Origin of the sequence: Phaeodactylibacter xiamenensis (assembly GCF_965229835.1) — a bacterium.
GTDB lineage: Bacteria > Bacteroidota > Bacteroidia > Chitinophagales > Saprospiraceae > Phaeodactylibacter > Phaeodactylibacter xiamenensis.
The window spans coordinates 901,572-921,991 of record NZ_OZ245931.1; the positions used below are offsets into that span (position 1 = coordinate 901,572).

Below are 20,420 nucleotides of genomic sequence, written 5' to 3' on the forward strand. Positions count from 1 at the left end.
AGCCCGCCCTTCACACTGTTGCGAAGGGCGGGCTTTGCTTTAGTTAGGAACAGGATGCTACCTTAGGATTGTCACGTCGCCTTTGATGATCTCTCCACCACCAATATCCAATCGAAGGATAAAGTAGTAGGTACCGTCTGGAAGGTTGGTGCCATCCATATTCTCGCCCTGCCAGTCGTTACCGTATGGCTGAGCCTGGAATACGATGTCTCCCCAGCGGTTAAAGACGATCAATTCGTTATTCGGATATTCATCTGGGTTCAAAATCAGCTGGTCAAAGATCAGTGCATCATTCAAACCGTCACCATTTGGTGTGATACCATTAGGCGTTTCGATTTCCATGCTGTCGCGCTGTATGCTTACCTCAACGGAAGCGCTATCGCAAAGGGTCGGACAATCCGCATTGCAGATGACGTAGCCGAAGGCATCTTGTGCAGGACCGAAGAGGTTGGTGGTGAGGGTGTAGGTTACATCACCGTCTCCCTGATCCGTCACATCGCCCAGTGTTGGCTCACTGGTGAATTCAAAAGTGACACCTGGAACACCGGTCAGGATATCGTTAGCCAGCAGAATTGCCTGTGCCTGATTTGAGCCCTGATCCACCGTCATGATATCATTTGCGGCATCCGGTGCCAATTGCGGTTCAACCGTAATAGTGCTTGAGCTAAAGTCAGGGCAGCCATCCTGTGAAAGGCTCCAGGTCAGTTCTACCAATTCCTTGCCCAGTCCGGTAACCACCGTAGCACTCAGGGAGTCTGACTGTAGTGTGCCAATACCGCTATTGAGGGTCCATTGCCCGGTCACCCCATCCGGCAGATTTGCACTGATGAAGGCATTGCCATCACAAGACACGCTATCGACTTGTGCCAGTGCGTCCGGCAGACTGTCATCAGGCAGGATGGAAACCACTTCAGATGTATCAGAACAACCGGTATTCGTATTCGTCACGATAAATAGGTAATCGCCAACTGCATCGACCGTAGCCGTCAGGTTGGTAACGGGCACCGGAGGCAGCCCCATGCCGCCCACTGCTACCCATTCGTAATCGTAGATCATACCTTCAGAAGAACCGGTACCATCCAGGGTAAGGGTATCGCCACAGCCCAGGATGTTGTCCGGAGCCGCGCCCACAGCAATTGGCGTTTCGGGATCAAGCTCCACCGCTACCGTATCCATAGCTTCGCAACCATTGGTAGGGTCTGTTACGGACAGGAAGTAGGTGCCCGCAGCGTCTACATCCACCAGGAAGGAACCGGTAGCCGGGGTAATATTGCCCGCCATGCTTGTCCATTCGATGTCAAACTCACCGTTGTTACCGTATAAAGAGGCATCAAGTGTAACGGTTTGACCAGGACAGCCCAGGAAGTCAGGCATGGCAATTTCGCCTTCCGGTGCAGTAGTATCGGCAGCGACTTCAAAGATCACAGTGGAATCACAACCATTCATATTCGAAGTCAGCGTCAACTGATAGGTACCCGGGGCATCTACATTGGCAGTCAGGGTGCCGTCATTAGGCACGATGGTCCCACCGTTGTCAACACTCCAGGCTGTTGTGAAATCATTCGCATCACCTGTTGGTGCTGCACTCAGCAGGACATTCTCTGTGATACAGGTCAAGTCTTCAGGTACTTCCAGCTGTACAGCCGGCGGATTCGTGTCCTCACTAACTGTAAGCGTATCTACCGTTGAGCAGCCATTTATCGTATTTGTCACCATAAACTGGTACTGGCCCGGTGTGGTGACTTCAAGCGTTGGGTCCGTGCCCAGCTCCATACCATCGATATCCATCCAGCTGTAAACGGTTGTGTCAGGCTGGAAAGTAGAACCAGAAGCGTCAAGGGCGATGGTGGACGCGGTACAAGTCAGTGACGGGGATTCATCGGCAAATTCGATATCGGGGAATTCGCGGATGTCGTTCACGATTAAATCACTTTCACCAACACAGCCTGTAGTCGTATCTGTAACCATCAGGTTATAAGTACCTGGCGCCAAAATACCAACTGTGGTAACATCGCCATCAAAAAATACGCCCGGAGACCATTCGTAAACCAAATCAGTTTCCTCAAACAGTTCAGGATTAGCAAGGCTTATCTCCACATTAATGGTATCAGGCACATTGCAATCGTAGTCTATCACACCAATATCGGTTGGTTCGCCGAATACAATTGTTGGGGTCTCTCCCTCTACGGTCACCTGAACAGGTGAAGAACCAGCGGAACAGCCAGATTCAGAATTAAGGATACGCAAACGATATATCCCTTCATTGGTGACTTGGGCTGTCAATGCATCCGGACCGATGGCCAGCGTGTCGACAACAGTACCCTGATCAATTACCTGCCAAATATAAATCAAGTTATTGCCGGTATCAGAGCCCGTTCCATCCAGTGTATCTATCGGGTTAAGACAGTCTAGTAAGATTTGGTTCTCAACCACCACCGCCGTTGGCGTATCCTGATTGTCTTCCACCACCACGGTATCTGTCACCGCACAATTAGAAACCACATTTGTGAGGGTCAGCACGTAGATACCGGGCTCATCCGTCTGTACAGTTTGCCCGTTCAATGGAGAAATCAGGCTACCTTCAATCGCAGACCACTGATACTGCACCGTCACTGTACTATCGCTAACTGTGGAGCCGGTGGCATCCAGCATGACCTGCAGGTTGTTGCAATCCAGAGACAACACATCCTCGGCCAGTACGATTTCGGGCGCATCATCCAGGTCATCGACCTCTCGGGTGAGAACGGTTTCACAACCGGTGATATCATTGGTGACGGTTATGGTGTACACTCCGGGTTCTGTTACCCGGGCGATGGTATCGCCCTCGATAATGGAAATACTGTTCCCCCAATCTATGGTGAATGTACCCGGATCCAGGTCCACACTTGCCGCAAAGGTTACCGTATCCCTGTTACAATTCAGGTTCTGAGCCGGGGTCAGGGTCACCAGCGGAGGCATCGTATCCTGTACAACGAGGACGGTATCGGTGGCTACACAGCCCGAAAGTGTGTCGCGTACTGTTAGCACATAAAGCCCTGGTGCGCCAACCGGCTCTGTGATATTATCGCTCACATCACCCAGGGACAAGCTTCTCCAGTTGTAAGTCACGTTTGGCCCCTGTCCGGAAGCAGAGCCATCCAGCAAAGCTGTCTCACTGTCGCAACTGATCAGGCCATCCACTGTAGCAACAGCGGCAGGGGGGATGGTATCGTAAACTACGGTAACCATATCTGTAGCCGTGCAGCCGGTTGCCTCATCGGTAATGGTGAGGTTAAAAGTACCCGGTACGGTGACCGTTGGCGTGAGCAGGTCTTCCGTTCCAGGGGCCAACTGACCACCATCGGGAGAACTCCAGTCGGCTAACACAGCATTGGGGTTGGCGTTGGTGACAACCGCATTCAATTGCACCTCATCTCCATTACAGTTGATGGCTGCGTCCTGATCTATCATAACCATAGGCAGCTCCGCCTCTGCTGAGACCACCGTGGAATCCAGTGCGGTACAGCCGTTTTGATTATTGATAACTTCAAAGAAGTACGTACCAGGCGTGGTGGTAGAGAAAGTCTCTCCACTGGCCACTTCCATACCGGTATCATCCAGCCATCGGGCTGTATAATCAGCGATATCTTCTGCTACAAAGCCGTTCAGGTTGGCCGCATCATTACAGCCGACGAATACAGAATCTGTACCAGGGCTGGCCAAAATGAACGGAGGCGTGGTATCAATATCTATGGTAATGGAATCCGTAGCACTACACCCGCTATCAATAAATGAAGTCGTAATCACGTAAGTACCGGAATCCGAGGCCATAATTTCCCTGGTATCTGCAGTGAAACTATTTGGCCCGGTCCAGCTATAATCCACGTTGTCCTCCTCTACTACGGAGAGCATAATGGAGGGGTTGTTACAGTCAATTTGTCCTGGATCTGCCTGCTCAAACTCGACTAATGGCAGTGCAGGTGCCAGCAGTTCCAGCGTATCAGTAATAAAACAGCCGCTGCTGTCATCCCGAACCTCAAACGTAAATACCCCCGGCCCGATGGCCAGCAGGAAGCGGCTATCTGTGGCACCGCAGATTTGCCCGCCCTGAGAAGCGGTCCATTCGTACACCACGTTGGGGTTTTCAGATACCTGTGTAGCCATGGCACTGATGAAGTTGGCAGTGCTGCAATCCCCGCAATTTGCAATACGGTCAGGGCCAACATCTACAAAAAGATCGGCTCCTCCCACCGGTACAGTAATGGTGTCGGTAAGCGAGAGCCCGGAATTATCGAGGATGGTCACCACCACATCACCTGCACAAAGGAATCGTGCGGTATTGCCAAATTGCGGAGGCACCGTTTCCCAGCTGAAGGTGTACGGAGGCACGCCACCGGAAACGACAAGTTGTACTTCTCCGTCACAAACACCAGGACAGCTTACTGCCGTAATGATTGTGGTATCGAGGAAAAGTTTATCATTGATGCAGAGTTCTGCGGGTAAATCCAGCAGGCTGCCTGGCCCATTGGCGGTGGTCACCGTTGGGTTGGGAATCTCATTGACAGCTATGGAGTAGCAGGTGTCGGCAGGCCCAAGCAGTTCAAAGCACATTTCAAAGATAATGGCTGAATCTACTGCAAACAATGGCTCTGCACTCATAAAGTCTATACAGGCAGCACCTACCGGCTCAGCATCCAGATCAAAGTTCAGGTTGGGGATGAGCCCGGGATCAATAAATTCAGTAAAGTTGAGGGAGCCTGGCGCCCAGTTGACACAGAAGCTTGCCCCCGTAATATCTTCAAACTGCCCGACCTGGAAGGGTACACAAACGGTATCCCGAAGGTCCCCTTCTACCTGGCCTCCCACCAGCCAGAAACCATCAGGGCTGAGAATACAGTAGTCGCCGCCGATGCCAGTCAATCCGACATCTTCGTTATTGGAACTGGAAGTGATAACCTCGGCCACAAGCGGATCACTGGCAATTTGAACCAGGTCACAAGTACCAGCCAGGTTTTCATCATCCGGAATTTGGAAACAAAGGGTAAAAATAGAGGTCCCATCTGCCAGGGTTACAGGCGAAGGAGGGTTCCAGTTGTCAAACAGAATCTGGCCATTACCGAAGCCGAGGGCATTCAGTGCCGCAGCACCGCTGGGTAGGTTAACATTCTGAGGGCCAACTCCAATCAGATATTCCAGGTTTTCAGGTTCCCACACGATGCTGAACCGCATGTCCTCCACATCTGTGAAATTAGTTACAGTGAAGTCAAAGCAAAGTGTATCCCCTGGCTGTCCTTCCAGCCCACCGGTAAGTTCCATCACTATGCCCGGAGGCTGATTAACGGTTACTTCGCAGTTGGTAGGGTTGATCCCGATATTGGGGCCGTTGCTGATTTGCCCAACATCCGCATTATTATTGATAAACTGGAAAGGGCTGTTGCCACCGAGTCCGATCACATCAAAGCAAACCTCGAAAATGACATCACCCTCATTACGGGTTTGAGCAGAGCCATCCCACTCAAAGCCTAAAATACCATTCTGAGTATTCAGTTCATTAAAGCCCGTAGCGTTAAGCCCAGGGAGGTTAAAGCCCTGTACGCCGGTATATTCCAGAATGCTGGTGTTCCACTGCATCAGGAAGCCCAGGTCGGTTACGTTTTGAAAGTTGCTGCCTGCTTCTACGGCTACACAAATCTGATCATTAACGGTTACCGGTGCGCCGCAGTTAGCGACCACCTGCACACCCTCAGGATTGCAGGTCCCCACCTCGATAATTCCAGGATTTTGGCCAACCTGGATATTGGAGAAGCCGTTCATAAAATCATTCGTTGCTTCCGGGCGGAAGAAAGGCTGCCCGGGCTGCACGTCAGCAATGGACACATCAATATCTCTGGAGCAGGACCCCGGTTTAAGCCGGAGGCACAGTTGGAATATCAGTGTGGAGTCTGCCAGGGAAAGCAGGTTGGCGGGAGGTGGAGCCCCCCATGAAACTGTAATGCTGCCTTCCTGTACCCCCATAGCCGATTCCGGATTGCCAATATTGCCTGGCCCGAAGTTAGGCAGGTTTTGCGGGATAATCACGCTTTCAAAAGCAGCCAGCGTGGAGTCCCACACCACCGGGAACTGGAAGGAAGACAAGCTGTCGAGACCAGTTACGGAGAAGTCAATACAGACGAGGTCGCCCTCATTACCCTGCCCGCTGCCTATATCAATGATAAAGGGGCGAACGCATGTAGATACGAATGCCGGCTCCACAAAAGTTTGTGTATTGACACAGTTACTGTTGTCTTTAGTAGTGTAGCGGTTGGGGCCAACGGTTACTGTTGTAGAGCTGCCGTAGGTGCCAATTGCCCGGAGGCAAAGTTGAAAGATAACCGGCCGGCAGGTATTGTCACAATCGTCGAGAGTCACCCCTTCGCCATCGTTAATCGTACTGCAATCCTCAACTTCCCACATCATATTGAGGGAACCGGCGCTGGTTTCGGTGAAGTTGGCCGCACTCAGACCGGGCAGGTTAAACCCTGTGACCTGGACAAATTCGAAAGCGGTGGAGTCCCAGAGAATGTTGAAATCCGTTGTAGCGATGTTGGAGAAGTTTTGCACCGTGACATCAATGCAAATCTCTTCATCAAGACATGGCGGATTTTCCGGCTGTTCAAAGTACATCGTGTAAGCCACATTTTGGGCCTGCAACGCAAGTACTCCCCCGAAAAAGAAAAACAAAGCAAGGGAAAGAAGTCTTTTTTTCATGAGGATATGGAAATTGGGAAGTATGATCTGAAAATTCATGGGACTTTCACAATTTTTAGTGGGCCACCATACCTGGTGTTGATCCGTTAGAGTATAGCAGTATAAGTGTTTGTTGTTGTTCGGCCATTAGGTCTAGCGATAAAGCGACATCGTCAGGTTGATTTCATGGGTAGCACCTGCCGAGGGGCCAAAGGAGCTGAAGGAATAGTCAAAACCATAGCCGATTCTGAAGGTATTCTCGTAACCAGCAAGGTCACCCAGCATCACACCTGTTTCGAGGTGAGCATTACCCGCTGTTGAAGCGCCAGCGCCTACCCAAAAGTTGACCGGGGTAAAGTAGCGCAGGTTAAAGTCTACGTTTGTCGGCGCACCCTCAGTGTATTTAATCCATACCGAAGGCTCAAGGAAGCTATTGTCATTCAGGAAGGCATAAAAGCCGAACATACCATAATAGTGCTGCACCCGCTTCGTACTGTACTCCCCTTCTTCATTCTGAAAGGTCAGGTCGAGACCGAACACCTGAGGGACAGACAATCCACCGTAGATCATATTGTCATTACGGCCTACCATCCGGTAGTAATAAAGGCCAACGCCAACGTCCGGGAAGAACTGGGACTGATCAGTCGTGCCCACGATATCTCCCTGTTCGCGCAAGCGAATCTGGGAAGCATCAACGCGGAAATTCACCGCGCCGGCGCTAAGCCCAACAACAAAACCGCCTGTCTCCGGATCACCGGAAACAATACCGGCAATACGGCCATAAGCCCCGGTAAACCCGGTTGGCCCGGTTTGGTCATTGATCACGTGGCCGCCGGCCATGAACGTAACGCCTGATCCGCGTGTATGTATATAGGAACCTCGCAGGGTCTGAGTGGTGGGCGCATTTTCCAGACCCACCCACTGGGCACGATAGGAAGCGCCGAAGGAAATGTTTTGGCCAAAGGCGAGGAAGTCGCTCTCAACAGCAGCAGGATTGATCACCGTGGCATTCTCACGGTACTGCGTAAATAAGGAAAGCTGCTGAGCATTAAGGCTGGCAGCCGCTGTGAGAACCAGGAACAATAGCTTGTACTTAAGTCGCGTCATGGGATGAGTTTTTGAGATGCGCAAATTTAGAAAATTTATACGCTCGAAAAACGAATGATCCGTCATTAATTATAAAAAATAACATATAATAAAGTCCAAGATGCGTAAGGAAGTGCAGTACAAACAATTGAACAGGTGAGGGTAGCGTGCTATTCACTAATAACGGTGAATAAGCAGCGCACATATAAGGTCATAAAGGAATGGCGGGAGCCCCGGTATTCCAACCTCAATCCAACAATATGTAGTTCTGTACCTCTAAAGCTCTTGGTGGCTGAACGTCAACAGCAGGACATAATCCAAAACGTAAAGTACGCCTTCTTATTTCCTGCAGTTCTGCACAACCACTAACGCTTGAAAGAAAAACATCCACTGAGGAGATTTTTACTCCCAGACCATCACCTTTGCGCACAGCAAATGTCCAGGTTTTCCAAGCGAGACCAAATTTAGGCGTTTGGTTTTAGATTAGTGTATTTTATCTATGATAATTTTAGCTGACATTAGGGTGCCTTTTATCACCCTGGTCAACACAACTCAACACAATTCACTATTAATCAGCCTTATATACAACATTGAAAATTGGTCATACCTAAAGAATCCACGAATCTCCCCGAAGTGTGCAATGATTGAAGTAAGCGACGACATGGCATAAAGCAGCGAGAGGCTGCATGGAAACAAGCAGCCCCGAAAACAAATCCTGAACTACGTTTAACGGGATAAGTAAGAAGAACTTTTGGTAATCTTTGGATCGGGCTCATTGGAGACCGCATAGGTAAAGCCCTTATGCAAAGCATAGCCTCCATAAGAGCCGTCTTTCCGCAAGGCGAGAAAACACACCTGGAATTCTTCGTAGTTTTTCTGCTTTTTCACCACGCGTTCCACCGCTGCCCTGCAGGCTTCTTCTGCTGTACGGCCCTGCCGCATCAGTTCCACGACAAGAAAAGAGCCACACACCTTGACAATTGCTTCTCCCATACCCGTAGCCACCGCACCACCAATTTCATTATCGACGAATAAGCCTGCGCCGATAATCGGCGAGTCTCCTACCCTGCCATGCATTTTGAAGGCGAGCCCGGAAGTGGTACAGGCTCCGGAGATATCTCCCTGCTTGTCCATAGCAAGCATACCAATCGTATCGTGGTTTTCAATATTGATAATGGGTTTGTATTTAGCTTCTTTTTGCCAGTCTTTCCAGGCTTGCTCCGCTTCCGGTGTGAGCAGATTTTCTTCCTGAAAGCCATTCTCCAGTGCAAACTGACGGGCACCTGCGCCTGCAAGCATGACATGCGGCGTCTCCTCCATGACCTTGCGCGCTACTGAAATGGGATGCTTGATATCCTGCAAAAAGCAAACCGAACCGCAATCTCCCGCAGCGTTCATAATACTCGCATCGAGTGTAACGCGCCCGTCACGGTCCGGCCGTCCTCCATACCCCACAGACATGTCTTCAGGGTCCGCTTCTACGGTCATCACGCCTGTTTCCACCGCATCCAAAGCTGACTTCCCGGCAGTCAGGGCCGCCCAGGCTGCCCGGTTCGCATTGATATTATTCCAGGTAGAGATTACAACCGGAGCTTCGGCATTTTTCTCACTTTCAGCCCGAAGCAAGGAAGGGGCAACGGTTAGCCCAATGGCGCCCCCTAGCGCTTTTTCTATGAATTTTCTTCTGGAAGACATATGCGTTTTGGTTAATACTTGGTCAAGGAAAACTGCTCCGGGCATATTTCTGTCACGGGAAAGGTACAAATTCTTTTGAAAAATTATTCAAAAGTTGAACACTCCGGTAGCCGGTGAGGGTGTAATTGCAGGTACGGTAAGGTTTTCAGGCAGAGGCTTTTTGGCGGGAATACGCAGTTGCTTTAGCCATTCGAAAAGTGGCTTGTAGGCTTCGTCCAGGCTTTTAAGGTGTTCAGTTTCAACGCTGCCCTGACAAACCACCGGTTCATCGGTTAGTTCGCCATCCGCATCCGTATCCAGCACTGGGCAACCAAAACGCCCCAAAGAACCTGATAACTTTGGGCAGTGGTCATCCAAATCTGCTAACCCATCGCTGTCTGAGTCCGGGCAGCCTTGGGTTTGTTTGCTGCCCTGGGTATTAGGGCACCGGTCCTCCCGGTCTGCTATACCATCGAGGTCCGTGTCCGGGCAGCCATTGAGGCTGCGTGGGCCGGGCTCGCCCAGGCAGAGGTCTTCAAGGTCTTCCACGCCATCTCCATCTTCATCCGGACAACCGAATGCCGACCAGTTGCCTTTGATCTTTGGGCAATTGTCTTCTTCATCGGCAATCCCGTCCTTATCCTGATCTTTGGGCAACAGCCGGAAGGTAACGGTAAGCGCCCCGGTAGGCAACCAGTCCGGAGTGGCAGGGTTCCCGGCTTCACTAATACCATCTAAATAGTCAGAGAATGCCGTGGCCGTGCCAAATTCAAAGCCCACCACCATACTGCGGGTCACATCGGCTTTAAGCCCTACGCCCACAGGAAGCAGGAAAGCATGTTTCGGATAGTCCTCAGCCTGATCTTTGGCAATCTCCTCTGATTTAAACTCCGTGTTGGCACGGTCAAATTCCGCTTCTGCCGTATATCCTGCCCAGCCGCCGCCGATGTACAGATAGGGAGAAAAAATCCGTTTGAACTGCCGTGGCCCCGGATACCGGCGTTGCCCAAAGGGCTCCCACTCTACCGCGAGGGCTGCGGTGCCTATTGAGGATTGAAAGCTATAGTTTCTGTTGGTGAAACGGGGCAGATCTACCCCGCTGAGTTCAGTATAGGTAAGATGAGTGCGGATGGCCCACTCCGGATGCAGATGGTACCGCGCAAGGAATCCATACAGTCCTCCCGTTTCGTCCAGTTCCGGGAACATCGTTTCGGTGAGCTCTCCCTGATAGCCCGAAAGGCCAGCCAGGAAACCACCTTCCCATTTTGCAGGTTGTGCCTGCATCTGCCCCAGCAACAGAACAGCCAGGGCTGTGAAGTAAATCGTGTGTAGCCTCATTGTTTATCGAATTCAATATACCGGAAAGCTCCCTCCGGCTTATACCTCGTTTTCCCGTCACATTTGCAACGGCCTTAATGCTGTTTATGCTGGTCGAATGGATGGATGTGCCCCCGAAATGGGGTATCTGGGTGTTCTTTCTGTGAAGGGGGGATAAATCTACCACACAAGGTACGGCTAATGCATCACATACCAAAAAAACGAATAAGAATTAACAAGATTCTATCGGGCACTAAAACAGCCGCTTGCGTTGAAAGTACCAGGTGACAAGCAGGCTAAGGCTGATCGAAACGGCGACTATGATGGGGAGGGCGTAGGGTTTTCCCTCCAGAGGCAGGGGGATGTTCATCCCGTAAAAGGAAGCAACCAGCGTAGGCACCATCAGGATAATGGTAATCAGCGTGAGCCGCCGGATGGTGATATTGAGATTGTTGGAGATAATCGATCCATAGGCATCCATCGTCCCATTCAGGATATTGGTGTAGATGTTTGCCATTTCAAGGGCCTGACTGTTATCGATGATAATATCTTCAAAGAGGTCTGATTTGTCCTCGTCATCCCGGATTTTGAGGAAGTCCGTGCGCTTCATCTTCATTTTCAGGAGTTCGTTGGCGCTGAGGGAGTTCACGAAGTAGACCAGGCTTTTTTCGATGCTGAGGAGCTGCTTGAGTTCTTTGTTTCGGCTGGAGTCGTACAGTTCTTTCTCAATAAGATTCCGCTTAAGGTTGAGTTTTTTCAGGCAGGTAAGAAAGCGGTAGACATTTTGCTCCATGATCTGAAGCACAAACGCACTTTCATCATTGGGGTTGAAGCCGCGGACCTTTCCGTCCAGGAACAACTGCAGGACCGGATTTTCGTAGGCCGTAATGGTGATAAACTGATCCGGTGTCAGAATGATACCGATCGGTACAGTAATATAAATGGCGTCGTTCTCTTCCTCTATCTCATTGAGGATAGGGGTATTCACCACAATAAGGCGGATGTCATCCTCCCGCTCGTAGCGCGACCGTTCGTCAATATCAAGGGAGTCAGTCAGGAAGTCGAGTGGAATATCAAATTGCTGGGAAAGCTCTTCCAGTTCCTCGTGGCTGAATGGCGGGGAGATGTTCACCCAGCAGCCATACTGCGGCTCTTCAAGCTCCCGTAGCGTTCTGTCCTCTTTGGTATAGTACCGGATCATGGCTGCTCTTGGTCAATTTGAGGAATCGGACTTCATCCACAAACATACAATTTCTCATCACTTAAACCTAATGGCTTTAACAGGGCTTATATTGCTGACCAGATAAGACGGCAACAGCAAAAAGACCAGGGTGATGATGAGCGTCCCTAAATTGATGAGCAAAATCGGCAGTGCCTGCAGTGCAATCGGAGCCGTGCTCAGGTAGTAGTTTTCTTCTGAAAGCCGGATGAGCTCAAACTGATCCTGCAATACGCACAGGCCTATGCCGAAGAGGTTGCCCCAAAAAAGCCCCACTATGATAATGTAGGCAGCATAATACAGGAAAACTTTACGAATGCTCCAGTTGGAAGTCCCCAGCGCCTTAAGGGTGCCAATCATATTGGTACGCTCCAGAATCAGGATCATAAGCGCTGTGACCATATTGATGATCGCTACAATTACCATCAGTGATAAGATGACGACCTCGTTGATGTCCTGCAGGTCCAGCCAGTCGAATATCTCCGGTAGTTTCCGGCGAATGCTTTCGGCGTATAGGTCAGGTGGCAGTTCTTCGTAGTAAATGTAATCGGTATAGGCCTCCAGGTCATCAATATCATCAATAAAGACTTCAAAGCCACTAACCTGATCTTCTGTCCAGCCCAGCAGGCGCTGTATCTGCCGGATGTCCACCAGAGCAAACTTCTGATCGTACTCTTCCAGCCCGGTCCGGTAAACCCCGCTAACGTAAAAACGGCGCTGCAACTGCTCGCCCTTCTCCACAAAGTGTACAATAAAGGTATCCCCGGTATCGATCTGCAGGCGTTTGGCCGTTTGGGCAGAAATCAGGATGTCCCGCGACATTTCATCCTCAGGGAGCGACAACCGTTTCCCTCGTTTAATGTACTGGTCCATAAAAGCCCAGTCAAAGTCCTCCCCCACTCCTTTAAGGATAATGCCTTCGATATCCTGATCTTCTCCCTTGCCCGCCTCGATGATCCCTGGCTTGATGGCGAACACCTGAATGTGCCGGATACCACCCTTTGTGGTGTACGTCCGTTCCACCCGTTTGCCCATGAAGGGTTCCTGCATGCGGTAGGAAACGCCTTTGATTGTATCCAGATGCGGATAAAAATCCTGATCTTTTTTGATAGGAAAAGCTTCGAGCATGGACCGGTTAATGTCCGTATCGGTGATATGGATATGCCCCCAGAAGCCGAAGATTTTAGCCCGGATTTCCTGCTTGAAACCAGCAATCAGGGCATTAGAGCAAATCATGACCGTTACGCTCAGGGCGATAGCCACTACTGCGATCCGAATAATCAATCGGGAGAAGGATGCCTGACCGGAGCCGGCAACACGCTTTGCTATGAAATACGGGAAATTCATATACGGCCAAAGATAACCGATTCTTTGACAAATACAGTACGAAATGTAATTGCCGGGGCACGAAGAGATTACTCCTTGCGGAGCCGGGCCCTTTAGCGGTAAGTCTGCAAACGCTCTTCGTCTTCCGCCGTAGCGGGTTCCAGTATAACGGCTGTCCCACCACCCGGCGCCAGGTCCAGCTTCAGGGTTGTGCTCCGGTCTACCAGAAAGGACTCGATGAGGAAAGCAGAGGGGTTCTCATCCCAGTGAGCGCCCTCTCCATCCCGGTAGATAGTAGCTTTGTAATTGGCCCCTGCGGGCAGGAAGTCCAGTGAAGCTTCAAGGGAACGCTCCTGCTCATCGGTAATGCTGCCCAGAAACCAGCGATCAGTCCCGCGCTCCTGACGGGCGATAGTCACGTAGTCGCCAACCTCACCGTTGAGCACTTTGCTCTGTTCCCAATCTACGCCAACCTCCCGGATGAACTCGAATGCCGGATGGTCTTCGTAATGCTCCGGCAAGTCAGCCGCCATCTGTACCGGGCTGTAGATCACCACATAGAGCGCCAACTGATGGGCCAGGGTGGTGTTGACCTGGCTTTCTTCCTTGTAAGGTGCCAGTTTCATATTAAAAATCCCCGGCGTAAAATCTATTGGACCAGCCAGCATCCGGGTGAAAGCAACCGTGGGCAGATGATCCGGAGGGTTACCGCCTTCCACCGACCAGGCATTGAATTCCTGCCCACGTAAGCCTTCCCGGGAAATCGCATTCGGAAAAGTACGCCGTATGCCAGTAGCTTTGATCGGCTCATGGGCATTGACGGCCACTTCATATTCGGCTGCCGTTTCCAGCACCTTGCGGTAATGGTTGACCATCCACTGGCCATGGTGGTATTCTCCGGCCGGGATGATTTTACCCACGTAGCCGGTTTTTACGCTGTGGATGCCCAGGCGTTGCATAAGGGCGTAGGCAGTATCGAGCTGCTGCTCGTAGGTACGCGGGGCAGCTGAGGTTTCGTGGTGCATAATCATTTCCACGCCTTTCTCATTAGCGTAGCGCACCACCTCCTCCAGGTCATAGTCTTCGTAAGGCGTCACAAAGTCGAATACACCCTCCCGGTCTTCAAATCCGATCCAGTGTTCCCAGCCAGTATTCCAGCCTTCCACCAAGACGGCTCCGATATTGTTTTCAGCAGCAAAATCAATGTACCGCTTAGCATTTTCGGTCGTTGCACCGTGCTTACCACTGGCCATGTCCCAGGAGGACTTGCCGAGGTGCATTTCCCACCAGATCCCGACGTACTTGGTGGGCTTGAACCACTCCACATCGCCCAGTTGATTGGGCTCGTTGAGGTTTACAATCAGGTTGGATTCAATCAGGCCGGCGGCATCGGGGCTTACCTGTACGGTACGCCAGGGGGTATGGAAGGGCAGTTTCCGCTTGACTTTATAAGGCGTGCGCTCAGAACCTACTAAATTACTGGTGAGCTTATAGGTATCATTATCCACCAAAAGAGTCATCCCTGAGTAGTCGGTCAGAGCAGCTTCATGGAAGCTCAGGTGCAGCCCGTTTGCTGTCCGCATCGTCACCGGAGTATTCACCGCATTGACGGGTATGGCGGTTTGCGCCAGATTGGGATGGTCCCGCTTGCTCAGCGCATCAATACCGGAGACAGAGGTTTCATTGTACAAATGTTCGTAAATATCCCAGTCGCCGGGAATCCACCAGGCAGTGTGGTTACCAGTGAGCTGAAACTCGGTTCGCTCCTCGGCAATCTCCAGCGTTTCCAGCCCTTCCTGTTCCGGAAATTCATACCGGAATCCAAAGCCATCATCATAAATCCGGAAGATGAGACGCATCCTGCGATTGGGCGGCGGAATTTCACGGACCTCCACGGTAAGCTCATTGTAGTTGTTGGACACTTCCCGCTGTTCGCCCCAGGGCATTTCCCACACATCATTCAGCGCACGGGTGGAGTAGTCTGTCATTTCAAAACCAGCCCGCAGGCTTGGTGCATCTACCAGCTCAAATCCCAAAGCAGAGGTGTCCAAAATGGCGGTGTCTTTATACCGGGCCCAGTAGACCGGCTCCCCTTCTTCAGTAAGCGTAAACTGTAACTGAAGGTCGCCACCTGGAGAAGAGATTTCCAATATCTTGTCCATTTCTTTGTCTTTTGAGCAGCCGGCCAGCAGAGCCAAAGCCAGTAGGGGAAGGCACCAATAGGATTTCATATATTTAGTTGGATTTCGTCGGTAAACTCAATAGATTATACCCTCATCAAATCTTCCACCACAGCAGGCACCCCCTGTGTAGCGGGCGCATCAATCACCTTCAGATCGGCAATCAGGCTCAGTTCATAATTGATGGAAGGGTTAGGGTCAACGTAGTAGATTTTCCGGGCTTTCTGAGCGAAACCGACCAGTCCGGCAGCAGGATAAACCTGCATGGAGCTGCCAATGATCATAATGATATCTGCATCCAGAACTTCCAGCGCAGCCTCCTCCAGCATAGGAACAGCTTCTCCAAACCAAACAATATGTGGGCGGAGCTGATGGCCTTTTTCACAGGTGTCGCCAATATTCAGGTCTTCTTTCCAGTCGTAGACCAATTCCGGATGCTGTGTGCTGCGCACCTTGAAAAGTTCTCCATGCAAATGAAGTACGTTGCTGCTGCCGCCCCGCTCGTGCAAATCGTCTACGTTTTGGGTCACCACAGTGGTGTTGAAAATATCCTCCAAAGCAGAGAGGGCTTCGTGTCCGGAATTAGGTTCCACTTCATGGAGTTGCCGCCGGCGCTGATTGTAAAAGTCAAGTACCAGCTCAGGATTCTTGCGCCAGCCCTGAGGGGAAGCCACTTCCATGACATCATACCCTTCCCAAAGACCGTCATCGTCCCGAAAGGTTTTTATGCCGCTTTCGGCGCTCATGCCTGCGCCGGTCAATATTACTAGTTTGTCCATATCGTTTGCACTGAAAATTATGTTCCTAAAGATACACAATCGGTGCAGACTGTAAAAACTAATCCCGTAACTTAAGCAGGGCCGCCTTTACATAACCATCCCAACCACCCATAGAAACTTTCCACCACCATTCATTTGTTTTTTCCAGCAATTTCAGCTCGGTGTATACCGGCATACGGGAAATCACTCCCGAACTGGAGTTGGGGGCTTCCCGCAGACTCGTCCGCTGTGTCAGCAGGTAAGTAGCGTAGGGTGGCTCGTAGGCGATGGGGTACCCGCTCTCTGCTCCATCAGAGGCAGTATCAGCTGCTTCTGGTCCACTATCAACGGCAGGTTCCGGTGCATTTGCTGGCATTTCGGGCTCAGGCACTGTTTCCATTAGCGGTGCCTGTTCGGGCATCGGTTCGGGTGCCGGGGTTTCCATCTCTTCAGGAACAAGGGTCCCGGGCGCTGATTCGCTGAGTTCAGTTGCGGGAGCAGGCGCCTGTGATTCTGCTTCAGGCTTTGGCTGATCAGGGGTTTCCGGGCTTTCCGATGAGTCAGGTGCCTCTGAGGCTGCTGCATCATTTGCGGTCTCTTCTTCGGCGGCAATCAGGAAAACGACCTGGTTCAAAGAGGATTTCCGCTCCGGCTGAAAGTCGACAATCAGGCTATCGTAGCCGGCAGATTTCACTACGGCCTGATAAGGTGCCCGTTCGGCAGAGAGCTGCATATTCACCCGTCCACCAAAGGCTTCTTCTGTTTGTATGAGTTTGTAGTAGCCACCTTGTTCTATCCGGTAAACATCTACGCTTGCCGCTTCGACCAGCCCCAGGTCCTGATTGTCCCGTAGTTCAAGCCTGAAGGGGAAGAGCTTTAGCCCGTCTGCGTTAGCGGGGTGGTTCTCCGGGTAGTTGTCTTCTTCATCAGGGTAGGTGAGCAACGGTGACTGTGCGGATGGCTCAGGGTTATCGGTGGCTATAATCTCGGTTGTAGCGGGCTCAGGCTCCGCAGGTGTGGCTCCTTCTTCCGAAGCGACTTGATTACCATTAACCGCAGAGACCTCTTCCGGTGTCTCGTCGACTATTGCCTTGGCGGGCGATTCAGATTCAGCGGCTACGGGTGCTTCAGCCGGCGGAGTGGCGGCAGGTACATGGACAGGATCAGGCATTTCTGAATCCAAACCACGGGCAGCAGCCAGTTTTAAATCTGATTGCTTGCGGCCGAACGTCAGATTGAGCCCTGCCCGGAAGTTTGCCCCGTCGAGGCGCTCCTCGTTGGTCACAGCAGACAGGTTGTCAGCAATGGCATAAACCTGAAGCGGTCCCAGTTTAAGGGCTGCATTGGCGCCCAGGCTGTTAAAAGTACCGTTTTGCATAGTGTAAACGCCGCCTACGCTGAGTATACGCCCTAAGGAGAACCGGGTGCTCAGGGACAATGCCGTAAAGGTGCCACCGGTAAAAAACTCGTTGTACAATAACCCACCGACATCCCAAAAAGGAAAAAGCTGATAATTCGCGCCCAGGTAAGTGCGGGGTGCAAGCGCCTGCGTGTAAGCGACATTTGAGGTGGCTTCAAAGGTGCCCACCGTATCAATGCCGGGCACCACTTCAAAGTCTTCTCCCTCGTCCAGGTTAGCCGCATCTACGCCTTCAAAGTTGACAGTGCCGGTCAGGTTAACTTGTTGTGTGGCATTTTCCCACCGGATACTGCCCAGGTTGAGCAAGGATGCAGACAGGGTCAGCCGGTCGCCCATGAGATACTCAGCGCCCAGGTCGAATGACCAGCCAGTGTTCCCATTGGTAAATCGCCGCAGCCCGGCACCGCCTTCCGGCTCCACGCCATCCGTGTCCAGCGCATCACCGAAGTTTTCAAATCCTTCTATGGTCTGATCGAGCAGGTTGAATTGCCCGGCACCATAGTAAAAGGCTTCATAGTCCAACTCTGCTGTAGTTTGGTAAATATCGCTGCTCTGCGTAAGAGTCAGACCGCTTCGATTAGTCACAAAACTTCCAGCACCCATCAAACGGTTGATACGCAGGCCTATAGCCAGGCGGGGGTTAACTTCATAATTTAGCCCCAGTCCGATTTTCTGATACGCGATCATATCAACTGATGGACCGATATTGAGGGGCTGATCGAGGTATTGCTCAGTCCCTTCCCATACGGTTTGCAGCAGGGCTTCCGGAAGGGTAAACTCAGCGTCCAGCACACTACTCGTGGACAGGCTGACGAATAATTTGCCAACCCTGCCGCCTACGCCCAATCCATCAATTATAGTGGAGTTCTTCAGGACCAAATCGCGCTCCAGCTCGCCTACCACACCATCCAGGTTCAGATAATTGGTATTTTCTGCACTGTTGTATTCAAATAGCCGCTCCTGATTAATGCCAATCGCATTCAAACTGGTATGCACAGACGGCAGTGATACAATGAATTCCTGGCGGGGGAAAAAGCCGGGATTGAGATGGCTGGCATTCCAAACATCGCGCATTTGGTACAGCCCGTATTCCTGGGCAGGAAGTACCCAACCCATCAAAAGCAGTAATGCCGTGATAATTATACGATACATAACGAGGGGTTTTTGAGGTTAAAGCCCGGCAAGGATACCCAGCCTGATGCCAAGGATATAAGTATTCAGCATACGGGCAGCATCAGCGCCTTCATTGGGGCTTTCGAGTGTAGCAATGATCCGGGCATCGGTGGTCCGCCTCAGGATTTGCTCCAGCTGAGTGCCGCTGAGGTCACTTTCCAGGATAGATTCTTTACTCGTGGAGACAGTGCCATCGGGGCGCAGGTTGCCACTTGCCACCAGGCGCGGGCCTTCCTGGAAAAGGGAATCAAATACCATTCCGCTGCCATCCATAAACTGTAACTGCATACCTAACTCAAGCGGAAAGCCATTGTCAGCCACCATCTTGAAGCCGAGACGGTCCAAATCTTCCAGGTCGGAAAGGTCAACCTCAAAGGTGTCAACAATCCGGAAGCCACTCGCTCGGGCGTACAGCGGAATGTCCACTTCGACATCAATACCTACCTTGACGGAATCCGTAAGGTGATTGGTAATGAGGTTGTTTTCATAAGGGTTGGCCACTGCGCTAAAGGCATAGTCCAGCTGATAAGGCACGCCGGATATGGCAGATACGATGTTGGAGTTTTCAGCGTCCAGACGGAGCATCGTAGGCCTGGCTTCTCCTACCTCGTCAACAGAGGGAAAGGCAAACAGCAAACCGCTATTGAGCAGGGGGTTATCCAGCGCAACAATGCCGTTCCGGTAAGTATGCAGGTCGAAAGTGTCTGACCGCAGCTCCAGAGGGATGCCCATAGTGTTGTAAAACGTCAGGCTGATAACCGGCTCAAGAAACTCGAGTTCACCCGCTTCCCAGTTGTCCAGAAAGGCAAACTCCAGAGAATCCCCGGGCAGGCTTACATCAAATTTTCCAAAGTACCCCTGAATGTAGCTATAGTCCATCCCGCTGATGGAGGTCAGAAAAGGCGGAAGGTCAACCGGGCTGTTATCGCTGATGCGGTTGGCGGTATACGTGGTCTCAATGTCTTCATCCAGAATCAGTTCGTAGCCTGTCAAATCCAGCGTGCCAACTGTTTCCGAAGCGCCATTCATATCTGCGGGAGGCAGGGTGGCAGCGACAGACAAGCTGTTGCCGTCCAGCCGTAAATTTGAGAAAGTGAGGGTAAACGCAATTGATTCAGGGAATGGATTAAGCACAGTATAGGCAAACTGACCTGCTTTCAACCGGATGATTTCATACCGGTAGTTGCCAGGTGCCTGGTACTCTACCGTTTGTTGTTTTTCTGCGATGGGTACAGGAATGGTTGGAAGTGGGTCTAACTCAAACTCTGGCTTCACTTCAATACGGTCTTGATAGACAATGGTGAGATGGTTGCCAAAGTCGGTTTGGATCAGGCTACCATCATCAAGATCATCGAGCAAGTCATTGATACTAAAGGAGGTATTAATGAGTGGCACACCAAAGGCAGGATTCCAGTCGTCGGGCTCAGCCACTTCAAATCGGTCCGGGAAACAACTGGCCAGTCCAGCCACAAGGAGGGCTAACCAGATAGAGGGTAGATTTTTCATAGTATTTTCTTTGCTTGGGTCATCTAAAGGTAATGACCCCACCGCAAAGGTTTACG

Annotated in this window: 10 protein-coding genes; all 10 read right to left on the reverse strand. The window is 51.3% G+C overall.

Translation table 11 applies throughout. The features are described 5' to 3' along the window. Positions 1-57: 57 nt before the first annotated feature. The 10 genes from ACO08I_RS03365 to ACO08I_RS03410 all read right to left on the reverse strand — a co-directional run bounded on the left by ACO08I_RS03365 (position 58) and on the right by ACO08I_RS03410 (position 20,364). A complete protein-coding gene (locus tag ACO08I_RS03365) occupies positions 58-6,726 on the reverse strand; it encodes a gliding motility-associated C-terminal domain-containing protein (RefSeq protein WP_421948476.1) in 6,669 nt (2,222 codons plus the stop codon). 132 nt (positions 6,727-6,858) lie between these two features. Then, the gene (locus tag ACO08I_RS03370) at positions 6,859-7,812 is read right to left on the reverse strand and encodes a PorP/SprF family type IX secretion system membrane protein (protein WP_282784345.1); all 954 of its coding nucleotides are present in this window, start codon (positions 7,810-7,812) and stop codon (positions 6,859-6,861) included. A gap of 705 nt (positions 7,813-8,517) precedes the next feature. Further along, the gene (locus tag ACO08I_RS03375; RefSeq protein ID WP_421948477.1) at positions 8,518-9,486 is read right to left on the reverse strand and encodes a N(4)-(beta-N-acetylglucosaminyl)-L-asparaginase; all 969 of its coding nucleotides are present in this window, start codon (positions 9,484-9,486) and stop codon (positions 8,518-8,520) included. 87 nt (positions 9,487-9,573) lie between these two features. After that, positions 9,574-10,803 (reverse strand): DUF6089 family protein, encoded by a 1,230-nt coding sequence (locus tag ACO08I_RS03380; protein ID WP_282784341.1) that lies wholly within the window; start codon positions 10,801-10,803, stop codon positions 9,574-9,576. 232 nt (positions 10,804-11,035) lie between these two features. Continuing rightward, positions 11,036-11,983 (reverse strand): magnesium transporter CorA family protein, encoded by a 948-nt coding sequence (locus tag ACO08I_RS03385; protein ID WP_282784340.1) that lies wholly within the window; start codon positions 11,981-11,983, stop codon positions 11,036-11,038. 57 nt (positions 11,984-12,040) lie between these two features. Beyond that, positions 12,041-13,348 (reverse strand): ABC transporter permease, encoded by a 1,308-nt coding sequence (locus tag ACO08I_RS03390; RefSeq protein ID WP_044227477.1) that lies wholly within the window; start codon positions 13,346-13,348, stop codon positions 12,041-12,043. Positions 13,349-13,440: 92 nt separating this feature from the next. After that, on the reverse strand, positions 13,441-15,489 hold the full coding sequence (locus ACO08I_RS03395; protein WP_421948478.1) for a glycoside hydrolase family 97 protein: 2,049 nt from the start codon (positions 15,487-15,489) through the stop codon (positions 13,441-13,443). 104 nt (positions 15,490-15,593) lie between these two features. Then, positions 15,594-16,286, reverse strand: a complete 693-nt coding sequence (locus ACO08I_RS03400) for an SIR2 family NAD-dependent protein deacylase (RefSeq protein WP_421948479.1) — start codon at positions 16,284-16,286, stop codon at positions 15,594-15,596. 58 nt (positions 16,287-16,344) lie between these two features. Then, complete coding sequence (locus ACO08I_RS03405; protein ID WP_421948480.1) at positions 16,345-18,837, reverse strand: DUF5723 family protein; 2,493 nt, start codon at positions 18,835-18,837, stop codon at positions 16,345-16,347. Positions 18,838-18,855: 18 nt separating this feature from the next. Further along, entirely contained in the window at positions 18,856-20,364 is a 1,509-nt protein-coding gene (locus tag ACO08I_RS03410) for a hypothetical protein (RefSeq protein WP_282784333.1), read from the reverse strand. Positions 20,365-20,420: the final 56 nt, after the last annotated feature.

Coding starts and splice junctions, on each gene's coding strand:
- ACO08I_RS03365 (WP_421948476.1), bottom strand. CDS start 6,726: ATGAAAAAAAGACTTCTTTCCCTTGCTTTGTTTTTCTTTTTCGGGGGA.
- ACO08I_RS03370 (WP_282784345.1), bottom strand. CDS start 7,812: ATGACGCGACTTAAGTACAAGCTATTGTTCCTGGTTCTCACAGCGGCT.
- ACO08I_RS03375 (WP_421948477.1), bottom strand. CDS start 9,486: ATGTCTTCCAGAAGAAAATTCATAGAAAAAGCGCTAGGGGGCGCCATT.
- ACO08I_RS03380 (WP_282784341.1), bottom strand. CDS start 10,803: ATGAGGCTACACACGATTTACTTCACAGCCCTGGCTGTTCTGTTGCTG.
- ACO08I_RS03385 (WP_282784340.1), bottom strand. CDS start 11,983: ATGATCCGGTACTATACCAAAGAGGACAGAACGCTACGGGAGCTTGAA.
- ACO08I_RS03390 (WP_044227477.1), bottom strand. CDS start 13,348: ATGAATTTCCCGTATTTCATAGCAAAGCGTGTTGCCGGCTCCGGTCAG.
- ACO08I_RS03395 (WP_421948478.1), bottom strand. CDS start 15,489: ATGGACAAGATATTGGAAATCTCTTCTCCAGGTGGCGACCTTCAGTTA.
- ACO08I_RS03400 (WP_421948479.1), bottom strand. CDS start 16,286: ATGGACAAACTAGTAATATTGACCGGCGCAGGCATGAGCGCCGAAAGC.
- ACO08I_RS03405 (WP_421948480.1), bottom strand. CDS start 18,837: ATGTATCGTATAATTATCACGGCATTACTGCTTTTGATGGGTTGGGTA.
- ACO08I_RS03410 (WP_282784333.1), bottom strand. CDS start 20,364: ATGAAAAATCTACCCTCTATCTGGTTAGCCCTCCTTGTGGCTGGACTG.